This is a genomic window from Alcanivorax sp. HI0083 (genome assembly GCF_001635175.1).
The window spans coordinates 1-12,145 of sequence record NZ_LWFX01000953.1 but is presented as its reverse complement, the minus strand read 5'-3'; the positions used below and the strand labels follow the sequence as shown (position 1 = coordinate 12,145).

Here is a 12,145-nt window from a genome sequence, read left to right as displayed (position 1 = left end):
TTTGGGGGATACGGTCATGGGTTTGGCCTGTTTGGTTGAAGAGTGCACCACGCTTCACATGAGCGTTTTGCGCAAGCGGCTACGTTCTGGTTTTCCTGATCGCCCTGCGGGCGATGGCCTCGCTGTGCGAGGTTCGTCCCCTGGAAGGGAACTCCTACAGCAGCTTCGTAGCAGCACTTACCACATAAGGTCGTCAGGAATCGGGAAGTCCTTGTAGGGATCGTCCTCATCCACGGCTTCATTGCCGCGTTCATTGAGCAACAGCACAGCCGCTTCATCCCGTTGGCGAATTTTCTCCGCCACCACCGTGGGCACCAGCTCGAAGCTCTCACCCAGAGCGACAATGGCGACCTGGCCGCGTTCCAGCTGCTTCTGCTGTTTGCCGGTGACATAGGCTTTCTTGATCTTCTTGTTCTGCACGAACTGGAACGCCACCTCGCCGTTGTTACGATCCAGCCGGCTTTGCTCAATCATCTGCTTGATCTGCGCGGCAATCTCTTTCTTTTCCCGCTCCGCCTTGCGCTGGGCTTCACGCTGACGATCCGCCTCGGCCTTTTCTTCACGCAAGCGACGGGCACGATCTGCCGGATCTTCCAGCTCGATTTCACCGCGCTTGGCCTTGTTCACATCCTCGCGCTTCTGCTGCTTGGCCTTGCGGGCTTTTTTCTCGTCCGCCAGCCCCGCCTTCATCAATTGCTTCTGCAGTGAATTCGCCATGATGTTCTCTCTTTCTCCATGAACAGATCGCCCTGGCAGGGCCGTCAAAAACCATTAAGGCTGGGCCAGCGGTGACGCCGGTGCCTTGCCCAGCAACGGCTGGGCACGGTGAAAACGGGTGTCGTAACCGGGCTGCCAGGGAAACACGCCTTTGGGATCCGGCCAGACCATCTGCAGCGCCGGGTACGGCGCCGGCAGGCTCTGGTAGAACCAGTTGGCAAAGCCCAGATATTCCTTGTAGTGCGGAAACGCCACCGGCAGAAACATCACTTCCAGGCCGTCGGCAATGTCGTTATACAGACGGTAGGGCTGGTAGGGCTTCTTCAGACCACGAATGCGCACGGCGGCGCTGTCCAACAGTTTGCTGGCCAGCGCATCTTTCAGACCCACCACTATCAGTTCCGGGTGGTTCAGGTTGAGGAAATGCCCCACGCTGAAGGTGTAGCCCGGCTGGCCATCGCCACCGGAGACGGCAAAGTGATGCCAGCCCTTGCGCTGAATATCCGCCAGCAGTGCTTTGTCTTCGGCATCTTCCGGCTGTGGATAACGAAATTTGCCGGGCATTTCATCAAGAAACATAGGGTCATCATCGGTTCAGGCAGCGCCCTGGGGCACTGGCAAGCGGTTAACGCGGTGTGATCGCAATCATAACAGACTCCGCCTTCACTTGGTGCCACCCCTCACAGCTGCAATACTGGGGCGAATCCAGAACAATGAGGATTACCCATGAAACGTGCAGGCTTGCTGGTAACCGCGCTACTGGCCACCCCTCTCGCCCACGCGGCCCCCGGCGTGGCGATCTATGGTGGCGGGTATACCTGGGATACGGAGCTGGAAGGCAATGTGGCGTCCGGCGGCGCCAACATCGACGTGCAGGATGACCTGGGCTTCAACAAGGCCGACCAGAACGTGCTCTACCTGGGGGTGGAACACGCCGTACCGCTGGTTCCCAATGTGCGCCTGCGTTATATCGACCTGTCTGACAGCGCCAGCAATATCATCAGCCGAAGCTTCACATTCAATGGGCAAAATTTTGTTGCCAACACTCGCGTGGCCACGGATTTTGACCTGGAGATGCTGGACGGCACCCTCTACTACAGCCCTCTCAACAATGCCGTGAAAGTGGATCTTGGCCTTACTCTGCGCCGTCTGGACGGAGAACTCCGACTGAACAGCCTGGCGGGGAAAACCTCACTGAGCATTGATGAAACCTTACCCATGCTGCACGCAGGCGCCCGGGCACAGCTTCCGGTTCCCGGCGTCTATGTGGGGGCGGAACTCAACGCCATTGCCTACGACGGCAACAAGATGAACGACTATAACGCCCGTGTGGGCTGGCGCTCGGACTACCTGTTCGGGCTGGAACTGGGGTATAGCCAGATGAATATCGTGCTCGATGACGTGAACAATCTGGATACCGACCTGGACGTGGGCGGCCCCTATATCGCCATCTCTCTGGGTTTCTAAAACACTCAGGGCATCAGGGGTGATGGCGCCAGCAGAAAGGTGGACTGTCGGCTTACGGCCTTCGGGCAACCTGGATAATGCCCGCGGGTAAAGCCGACCGGCAAATGCCTACAGATGCCACCGCCTACCGTTACGGACGATCCTGGCACCCGCCACGAAGCACTTCAATCCGAGTATCTTTCTGCTGCCATAACTCGCTCACCCACTGCTGAATTTCTTCACGGAACACCGGATCGTCCTGATAATCGCTGCGCCACAGGCGGGGTTCCAGCGGGCAGGTGCGCACGTCAACAATCACTTTCTGCACCTTGCCGCTGAGCAAATCCCAGAACCCCGGGGTCTTCCCGTCCGGATAGACCACAGTCACATCCAGCAACGCATCCAGATTATCCCCCAGCGCGGCCAGTACAAATGCCACACCGCCCGCCTTGGGCTTGAGCAAATTCCGGTAAGGGGATTGCTGCGCAGCGTGCTTGGCCGGGGTAAAGCGAGTCCCTTCCAGGAAATTCACCACCGTGACAGGGATACCCTGAAATTTCTCGCAGGCTCGCCGGGTGATTTCCAGATCCTGGCCTTTCAGGTGCGGATTCTTTTTCAGAAACGCCTTGCTGTAGCGCTTCATGAACGGGTAATCCAGCGCCCAGAAAGCCAGCCCGAGAAACGGCACCCAAATCAGTTCTTTCTTCAGGAAAAACTTGAAGTACGGGGTCTTGCGATTAAACGCCTGCACCAGCGCCGGGATATCCACCCAGGACTGATGATTACTGACCACCAGATAGGAAGTGTCCTTGCGCAGGGATTCCACCCCACGAATATCCCAGTGGGTGGGTGTCAGCAGCGCAAAAATCCCCTTGCAGATCTCCGCCCAGCTCTCCGCAATCCCCATGACCATGGCCGAACAGGCGCGTTTTGCTTTGGCACCGGGCAGCACCAGTTTGAGCAGCGCCACCAGCAGCATCGGACCAATCAGAATCAAGGTGTTTAGCAACAACAGTACAATGGCAATGATACCCGTCAGCATTCCGCGCAAACCTCGTTAGTTCCAGTCCCTATCCACTCGCCGCACCACCGCCCCGGCGAACCTTTTTACTGCGAGCCTGCTTTGTGTACACACAGAAAAAAGGCCGGCTGCACCTTTGCATTACCGGCCTTTCCCGTTCTATGTCCGCACGATCAGCCCTTGCGTTCCACAGACATGGCATCCACATTCTGGAACCCACGCGGCAGCTTCGCCCCACGACGGCCCCGCTCGCCATAATAGTGCTCAAGATCGCCGGCTTTCAGGGTCAGATGACGCTTGCCNGCGTAGAGAGTCAGGGCATCGTCCGGGCCAACCACCTGAACGTCCTGCACGAATTCCACCCGCTCGGCCACACGCGCACCCGGAATCGACATCATCTTGTTGCCCTTGCCGCGAACCATTTCCGGTAACTCGCTGACCGGGAACACCAACAGCCGGCCTTCATTGGAAACCAGCGCAATGCGATCATCCGCCGTGGAGGCTATCGGTTGTGGCGGCAGCACCCGCGCGCCCTTGGGAACATTAAGCACCGTCTTGCCCGCTTTCTTGTTCGCCAGCAAGTCCGCATAGCGCACCACGAAACCGTAACCGGCATCGGTGCTCATCAGGTAGGCATCCTTGTCCTTGCCCATCACCGCCGCCATAAAGCTGGCGCCGGAAGGCGGATTCACCCGGCCAGACAGGGGCTCACCCTGCCCCCGCGCACTGGGCAAGGTGTGCGCCGGCAACGAATAGGTCCGCCCGGTGCTGTCGATAAAGCAGACCGGCTGGTTGGATTTACCTTTGGCGCTGGCCCTGTACTTGTCGCCTGCCTTGTAACTGAGCCCTTCCACATCCACTTCGTGGCCCTTGGCGGCACGCACCCAGCCTTTTTCCGACAGCACCACGGTCACCGGGTCGGCGCTGAGCAGGTCGGTCTCATCCAGGGCCTTGGCATCATCGCGCTCCACCAGCGGCGAGCGGCGATCATCACCGTATTTCTCGGCGTCTTCCTTCAGCTCTTTGGCTACCAGCTTCTTCATTTTCGCCATGGAACCCAGGGTGGTTTCCAGGTATTCGCGTTCTTCGTTGAGCTCATCCTGCTCACCGCGAATCTTCATTTCTTCCAGTTTCGCCAGATGGCGCAACTTCAATTCCAGAATCGCTTCCGCCTGACGGTCGCTGATGCCAAACCGTTCCATCAATACCGGCTTGGGGGCATCTTCAGTACGGATGATATGAATCACTTCATCAATATTCAGGAACGCCGCCAACAGGCCTTCCAGGATGTGCAGGCGTTCCAGCACCTTGTCGAGACGGAATTGCAGACGACGGCGTACCGTGACCATGCGGAACTGCAACCACTCGTTCAGAATCATGTCCAGGCTTTTCACCTGGGGCCGGCCATCAATGCCGATCATGTTCAGGTTAACCCGGTAGTTTTTCTCCAGGTCGGTGCTGGCAAACAGGTGACTCATCAACTGTTCCACATCCACCCGGTTGGAGCGCGGCGTAATCACCAGGCGGGTCGGGTTTTCATGGTCGGATTCATCGCGCAGATCGCTGACCATGGGCAGCTTTTTCTTGTTCATCTGATCGGCGATCTGTTCCAGCACCTTGGCCCCGGATACCTGATACGGCAGCGCGGTCACTACAATATCGCCATCTTCACGTTCGTATACCGCACGCTGCTTCAGAGAGCCTTTGCCCTCGGCATACATGCGAATGATGTCGTTGATCGGGGTGATCACTTCCGCTTCGGTGGGGAAGTCCGGGCCCTTGATGTACTGCATTAAATCATCCAGCGAGGCACCGGGATCTTTCAGCAGATGAATGCAGGCATTGGCCACTTCACGCAGGTTATGCGGCGGAATATCCGTGCTCATGCCCACGGCGATGCCAGTGGTGCCATTGAGCAACACATTGGGCAGCCGGGCCGGCAGCAGCTTGGGTTCCTCCATGGTGCCATCGAAATTCGGCAACCATTCCACCGTTCCCTGCCCCAGCTCGGACAACAGCACTTCCGCATACGGCGCCAACTTGGATTCCGTATAACGCATGGCGGCAAACGATTTCGGATCGTCCGCGCTACCCCAGTTGCCCTGGCCATCCACCAACGGATAGCGGTAACTGAACGGCTGCGCCATCAACACCATGGCTTCGTAGCAGGCGGAGTCACCATGGGGGTGATACTTACCCAGCACATCACCCACCGTACGGGCGGACTTCTTGTACTTGGATGAGGCCTTCAGGCCCAGCTCGCTCATGGCGTACACGATACGCCGCTGCACTGGCTTCAGCCCGTCACCAATATTGGGTAACGCCCTGTCCAGAATCACGTACATGGAATAATCCAGGTACGCTTTTTCGGTGTATTCCTTTAACGGAAAACTTTCAAATTCGTCAGCCATAGGTACTCGCTAGCTCGTATGCTGGACGCCTGATGCCTGAAGCCAAATGCTTATTGCCGAACAAACGGCAAGCTCGTGGCTGAGACTTTTCAGGCGTCGTCTTGTCTTGTTAGTTTTCGTCGGGCATCCGGCATCCGGCGTCCGGCACCCTTATACTTCCGCCAGATTCCCTTTTTCTTCCAGCCAGCCCTTGCGGTCGGATGCGCGCTTTTTGCTGAGCAGCATATCCATCAGCTGGTGAGTGCCGTCATCGGTGGAAACATCCAAACGCACCAGGCGGCGGGTATCGCGGGCCATGGTGGTTTCGCGCAATTGCAGCGGATTCATCTCACCCAACCCCTTGAAACGGGTCACGTTCACCTTGCCGCGTTTTTTCTCCGCCTTGATGCGGTCGAGCACGCCATCACGCTCTTCCTTGTCCAGGGCGTAATACACTTCCTTGCCCACATCGATGCGATACAGCGGCGGCATGGCCACGAACACATGGCCGCTTTTGACCAGTGCAGGGAAGTGGCGCAGAAACAAGGCACAGATCAACGTGGCGATATGCAGACCATCTGAGTCCGCATCGGCAAGAATGCAGACCTTGCCATAACGCAGGCCGCCAAGATCATCGCTGCCGGGCTCGATGCCCAGGGCCACAGCAATATCGTGAATTTCCTGGCTACCCAGCACCTCGCTGGAATCCACTTCCCAGGTATTCATGATCTTGCCGCGCAGGGGCATGATCGCCTGATACACCCGATCGCGGGCCTGCTTGGCGCTGCCACCCGCCGAATCCCCTTCCACCAGAAAAATTTCACTCTGGGACGGATCATCGCTGGTGCAGTCCGCCAGCTTGCCGGGCAAGGCCGGGCCGCTGGTGACTTTTTTCCGGGTGACTTTCTTGGCTGCGCGCAAACGCTTCTGGGCGTTATTGATGCACAGGTCCGCCAGTTTTTCGGCTTCATCGGTGTGCTGGTTCAGCCACAGGGAGAACGCATCCTTCACTACACCAGACACAAAAGCTGCGGTCTGGCGGGAACTCAACCGTTCCTTGGTCTGCCCGGCAAATTGTGGATCCTGCATTTTCACGCTGAGCACGAAGGCTGCCCGGTCCCAGATATCTTCCGGGGTCAGCTTGACCCCACGGGGCAGCAGATTACGAAACTCACAGAACTCGCGCATGGCATCCAACAAGCCGGAACGCAGGCCATTCACATGGGTGCCGCCCTGGGCCGTGGGGATCAGGTTCACATAGGCTTCCTGAATCAGCTCGCCGCCTTCCGGGAGCCAGGTCACCGCCCAATCCACCGCCTCGGTTTCCGCACTCATGGCACCGTTGAACGGCTCCTGCGGTACGCGCTCCCAGCCGCGGCTGGATTCCAGCAGGTATTCGATCAGGCCATCATCGAATTGCCAGGCGTCGCTCTCGCCGGTGAGCTGGTTATCCAGCGTCACCAGCAGGCCCGGGCAAAGTACCGCCTTGGCCCGCAACAGGTGCTTGAGGCGAGTCACCGACATTTTCGGCGAATCGAAATACTTGGCGTCGGGCCAGAAGCGCAAGGTGGTGCCGGTGTTGCGCTTGCCAACCGTATCGATCACTTCCAGATCGCTGCGCTTTTCGCCATCACCGAATTCCATGCGGTGCAGCTGACCATCGCGCTTGACCAGAATCTCCAGTTTGGTGGACAGAGCGTTCACCACCGACACGCCAACGCCGTGCAGGCCACCACTGAACTGGTAGTTGTTATTGGAGAACTTGCCCCCGGAGTGCAGGGTAGACAGGATCACTTCCACACCCGGTTTTTTCTGTACCGGATGCATGTCCACAGGCATGCCGCGGCCATCGTCTTCCACTTCCACGCCGCCATCCTTGAGCAGGGTGACCTTGATCGACTTGGCATGGCCGGCCAGTGCTTCATCCACCGAGTTATCGATGACTTCCTGGGCAAGATGGTTGGGGCGGGAGGTATCGGTGTACATGCCCGGGCGCTTACGCACCGGGTCCAGGCCCGACAACACTTCAATATTTTCGGACGTATAGTTATTGGCCATAGATTTTCCAGAAGCACCAGACGCAGGACGCCAGATGCCGGGCGCATGATGTATCACACGGCCGGCATCTGGCCTCGGGCATCAGGCGTGTATTTCAATCCCACAAAACCGCAGCATCAGCGGTATGAAGGCGTCAAAGTTATCAAAGCCGTGGCTGCCACCCAAGCCACAATAGCGGTGACAGTCACCGTAATAGTCCCAGCCGTCTTCCCAGTTAAGGGTTTCGTCACCGGTTTGGGTCAGCAACAGCAGGTTTTCCGGCTGGGTGATCTCTGCCACTTCGTAGTGCCGTAACTGCTCCAGCCAGACCGGATCGAACTGGTAGGCCTCGCCGGTATGGTAGTTATGCTGGATACCTGTGTATTTGTCCAGTAGTCGCCACGGTCTGACCGCAGGATTTACGATTGCGGCCTTCAGATCGTGGTGTTCCGCCAGCCAGGTGGCATAAAAACCGCCCAGCGACGAGCCCAGCAGCGCCACCGGCCCGGCGCCGGCAATGGCCGCATCCAGCTCCGCCATGGCCAGCCGGGGCGACGGCGGCAACGCCGGCACGATCAGCCGCTCCGGGCAACCGGCCTGCTCGAACACCGAGCGCAGCAACCCCGCCTTGTGGGACGCAGGCGAGCTGTTGAAGCCGTGGATATACATCAGGGACATTTGCGGGGCAGTCATGATCACTCCTCGTTACTACGCTGTTCAGGAGTTTGACGCGATGGGGAGGAGTTGCAAGTTGAAAGTTTAAAGTTGAAAAGCGCGTGCAATCGCTCGACCGTGCCCGCGATTCTGCCCCTCTGGCAACGCGGAGAAAGGGCCTGCCAATGTCACGGCTACCTGTCTTCGCGTTTCAACTTTAAACTTTCAACTCGACACTCAATAACCTTTGACCGTGAAATCCACCTCGAAGGTGATGCCTTCCACCCGGCTCACCCCTGTGTCGATCTGGCCATCCGGGTGCAAATCCAGCCAACGGTAGCCGGGATTGGCATCGTCCACGGCAAAGTCTTCGCTCTTGGGCTTGAACTGCACACAGGTGCTGGGTACCGCCATCATCCGCACCCCGTTGCGGTGCGCGTCATACTCCTGGTGCACATGCCCCCAGATAATGGCGCGCATCCGCTCATGGCGGTCGATGACCTGGAAAAACTGGTCGGCACTGCCCACCACCTGGGTGTCCAGCCAGGTGCACTCCATCGGGACCGGGTGATGGTGCAGACATACCATCAGGTGCTCACCGATGGCATCCCGCAAGGCGGTGTCGAGAAATTTCAGGTCTTCGTCGAATAGCTCGCCGGGCACTTCGCCGGGAATGGTGGAGTCCAGCATGACAATGGTCCAGTTGCCCACATTCAGCACGCACGGACTCATTTTTTCGCGGTGGGCTGCCAGCGCCTGCAACATGGGCGCAGGCTTGTCGTGATTGCCTTCAAGCCAGTAAACCGGCACATCGAAACCGGACAGAGCGCGATCCAGGCGCTCGTAGGATTCGTAGGAGGCATCCTGGGACAGGTCCCCGGTGGCCAGAATCAAATCCGGATTGGGTTGTTCCTTGCGAATCAGCTCCAGCACCTTGTCCAGACTGAACTGGGTATTCAAACCCAGCAGCTTGCCTTGTGGATCGGCAAACAAATGACAGTCTGACAACTGCACGACTCGAAGGGGCTGCAACTGCTGCGTCAAGATCCCCGCTCCCGTAACCGTTATTATGGTCCCATATCTCGTTGACGGCCCTTCCTTGTACTCCCCAGTACCGCAAGGCCGCCCTCAACGTCACTTATAACCAAGATGATGGCACTTTTCTAGGAAACAGATCCAAGAGCTGGAATTGGTTACCATTTCTCTACGAAGAAACCGCAGAGCGGGTTGCTTCTGTATCCGGGGAGTGGCAGGCACCCACGCACTCACAGCGCCATCTGCTCAACTGCCAGTGACCTGTTGGCGCCAGGCCTGGCCACTGTCGCGGCCGTGGTCATGGAGGTGGCGCAGCCACTCTGCCAGAAACCGGTTCCACTGCACCTTCTCGTCGCGCTGATGCATGTTGCGATTAGGGTAGGCGTAGCGGGCGTTAACCCGCCGGAAAGGACGCGCTTCGGTGACTTCCGCCAGCCGCGCATCGTGGTACATGCGCACGGTGAGCCGAGACGCTGGCAAGGCTTCCAGCAATTCCTGATCTTCCAGACGCACCGTGGTGGTGTAGGGAGAACGCTCCAGCACACGCATCTGCAGGGTATGGGGATGCTGGTCATGTCCCACTTCCACCGCCATGCTGTCTCGCTCACCCAACGCCTTCATTAAGGGCAACAGGCGCGCATAGTTTTCCTCGCACTGGGTCATCAGCGCACGAAAATCCAGCCGGTAACGCTCGCGGCGGCTCACTGCCCGCCCCAGGCCGCATCCAGGCGGGCGCGGTTCAACAGCAACCATTGCAGGGCAATCAGCGACGCGGCGTTATCCACCTGACCGCTTTCCAGCAGCCCAGGAATGTCATCGGCACTCACGGTGACCGCACGAATGTCTTCGCCCTCGTCCGGACAGCCGAAAATGCCGCCAGCGCCGGCCAGATCGGCATGGCCCACGAACACCTGCAGGCGCTCATTGGTGCCACCGGGGCTGGGCATGTAGGCCGCGATCGGTTCCATGGTGCCCAGGGTCAGCCCGGCCTCTTCCACCGCCTCACGGCGAATCAGGTCGGCGGCACTTTCTCCGTCCTTGTCGGCGATGCCGGCAATCAATTCCAGGCACCAGGGCGTATCCCGCCATTCCAGCGCGCCGACCCGAAACTGCTCCACCAGCAGAATCTCGCCCCGCACCGGATCATAGGGCAGCACGGCGGCCGCCGGTGGCCGTACAAACAGCTCCCGGCGGACGGGCTCGCCCCAGCCACCGTTATAGTGCTTGTGACGCAGGGTCAGGGTATCCACCCGGAAGAAGCCCTGGAACGGGGTCTCCCGTTCCAGCACTTCCACGTCCTGCGGGCCAAATGGCGGTGTCAGTGAATGATTACTCATGGGCCTCGTGATAAAGCGCAGAGCCCTGTTCGCGGAACTCCTTGGATTTTTCTTCCATGCCCGCTTCGGCCTGGGCCACCTGGGCGGTGCCGTCACCGTAGATCTCGCGGACTTCCTGGCTGATCTTCATGGAGCAGAATTTCGGCCCGCACATGGAACAGAAATGCGCCACCTTGTGGGCCTGCTTGGGCAGGGTCTCGTCGTGGTATTCACGGGCCCGGTCCGGGTCCAGTCCCAGATTGAACTGATCTTCCCAGCGGAATTCGAAACGTGCCTTGGACAGGGCATTATCACGCAGCTGCGCGCCGGGATGGCCCTTCGCCAGATCCGCCGCGTGGGCAGCAATCTTGTAGGCGATGATGCCTTCCTTCACGTCTTCGCGATTGGGCAGCCCCAGGTGCTCCTTGGGCGTCACATAGCAAAGCATGGCGGTGCCATACCAGCCGATCATGGCCGCACCGATGGCGCTGGAAATGTGATCGTAGCCGGGGGAGATATCGATGGTCAGCGGGCCCAGGGTGTAGAACGGCGCTTCCCCACAGTGCTCCAGCTGCTCATCCATGTTGGCCTTGATCATGTGCATGGGCACATGGCCGGGGCCTTCGATCATCACCTGCACGTCATGCTTCCAGGCGATCTTGGTCAACTCGCCCAGGGTGCGCAGCTCACTGAACTGGGCTTCATCGTTGGCATCGGCCAGGGAACCGGGGCGCAGGCCATCGCCGAGACTGAAGGTCACGTCGTAGGCCTTCATGATCTCGCAGATCTCTTCGAAATGGGTATAGAGGAAGCTTTCCTCATGGTGCGCCAGGCACCACTTGGCCATGATCGAACCACCGCGGGACACAATGCCGGTAACCCGGTTGGCGGTCATCGGCACATAGCGCAGCAGCACGCCGGCGTGGATGGTGAAGTAACTCACCCCCTGCTCGGCCTGCTCGATCAGGGTGTCGCGGAAGATTTCCCAGGTCAGGTCTTCGGCCACGCCGTTGACCTTTTCCAGCGCCTGGTAGATGGGCACGGTGCCGATGGGCACCGGCGAGTTACGCAGAATCCACTCGCGGGTTTCGTGAATATTGTCACCGGTGGACAGGTCCATCACCGTGTCACCGCCCCAGCGGGTGGCCCAGGTCATCTTGGAGACTTCTTCCTCAATGGAAGAGGTCACCGCCGAGTTGCCGATGTTGGCGTTGATCTTGGTGAGGAAGTTGCGGCCGATGATCATCGGCTCGATTTCCGGGTGGTTGATGTTGACGGGGATCACCGCCCGGCCCCGAGCCACTTCATCACGGACGAACTCCGGGGTAATTTCCGCCGGAATCGCCGCGCCGAAGCTCTGCCCCGGATGCTGGTTCACCGGCAGGCCCGCTTCGCGATGCTCACGCAGCCGCTGATTTTCGCGGATGGCGATATATTCCATCTCGGGAGTGATGATGCCCTGGCGCGCGTAGTGCATCTGGCTGACATTCTTGCCGGCGCGGGCGCGGCGAGGAATGCGCGTGTGCTCA

General features: G+C 59.0%; 11 protein-coding genes. 1 reads left to right on the top strand and 10 read right to left on the bottom strand.

The window, feature by feature from the left end; translation table 11 throughout:
* Positions 1-177: 177 nt before the first annotated feature.
* Both A3754_RS10815 and A3754_RS10810 read right to left on the bottom strand, forming a co-directional pair.
* Positions 178-717: a DUF2058 domain-containing protein gene (locus A3754_RS10815; RefSeq protein ID WP_063519683.1), complete on the bottom strand. Its 540-nt coding sequence runs from the start codon at positions 715-717 to the stop codon at positions 178-180.
* Positions 718-771: 54 nt separating this feature from the next.
* Entirely contained in the window at positions 772-1,296 is a 525-nt protein-coding gene (locus A3754_RS10810) for a DUF4262 domain-containing protein (RefSeq protein ID WP_063518608.1), read from the bottom strand.
* Positions 1,297-1,443: 147 nt separating this feature from the next.
* On the opposite strand from A3754_RS10810, the gene A3754_RS10805 reads away from it, so the two are divergent.
* Positions 1,444-2,184: a TIGR04219 family outer membrane beta-barrel protein gene (locus A3754_RS10805; protein ID WP_063519682.1), complete on the top strand. Its 741-nt coding sequence runs from the start codon at positions 1,444-1,446 to the stop codon at positions 2,182-2,184.
* Positions 2,185-2,314: 130 nt separating this feature from the next.
* On the opposite strand, the gene A3754_RS10800 is transcribed toward A3754_RS10805, so the two are convergent.
* The 8 genes from A3754_RS10800 to thiC all read right to left on the bottom strand — a co-directional run.
* Positions 2,315-3,205: an acyltransferase gene (locus tag A3754_RS10800; RefSeq protein ID WP_082872468.1), complete on the bottom strand. Its 891-nt coding sequence runs from the start codon at positions 3,203-3,205 to the stop codon at positions 2,315-2,317.
* 152 nt (positions 3,206-3,357) lie between these two features.
* On the bottom strand, positions 3,358-5,595 hold the full coding sequence (gene parC / locus A3754_RS10795) for a DNA topoisomerase IV subunit A (protein WP_063519680.1): 2,238 nt from the start codon (positions 5,593-5,595) through the stop codon (positions 3,358-3,360).
* Positions 5,596-5,745: 150 nt separating this feature from the next.
* Positions 5,746-7,632, bottom strand: coding sequence for a DNA topoisomerase IV subunit B (parE, locus tag A3754_RS10790; protein ID WP_063519679.1), 1,887 nt, complete (start codon positions 7,630-7,632; stop codon positions 5,746-5,748).
* Between the two features lie 81 nt (positions 7,633-7,713).
* Positions 7,714-8,304 (bottom strand): YqiA/YcfP family alpha/beta fold hydrolase, encoded by a 591-nt coding sequence (locus tag A3754_RS10785; protein WP_063519678.1) that lies wholly within the window; start codon positions 8,302-8,304, stop codon positions 7,714-7,716.
* A gap of 198 nt (positions 8,305-8,502) precedes the next feature.
* A complete protein-coding gene (gene cpdA, locus A3754_RS10780; RefSeq protein ID WP_063519677.1) occupies positions 8,503-9,309 on the bottom strand; it encodes a 3',5'-cyclic-AMP phosphodiesterase in 807 nt (268 codons plus the stop codon).
* Positions 9,310-9,546: 237 nt separating this feature from the next.
* Positions 9,547-10,005, bottom strand: a complete 459-nt coding sequence (locus A3754_RS10775; protein WP_082872340.1) for a DUF1249 domain-containing protein — start codon at positions 10,003-10,005, stop codon at positions 9,547-9,549.
* Entirely contained in the window at positions 10,002-10,637 is a 636-nt protein-coding gene (locus tag A3754_RS10770; RefSeq protein WP_063519675.1) for an NUDIX domain-containing protein, read from the bottom strand. Before A3754_RS10770 ends, A3754_RS10775 begins: the two co-directional genes overlap by 4 nt.
* On the bottom strand, positions 10,630-12,145 hold a 1,516-nt coding region (gene thiC / locus A3754_RS10765; protein WP_063519674.1), incomplete at its 5' end, for a phosphomethylpyrimidine synthase ThiC. The genes A3754_RS10770 and thiC, both read right to left, overlap by 8 nt.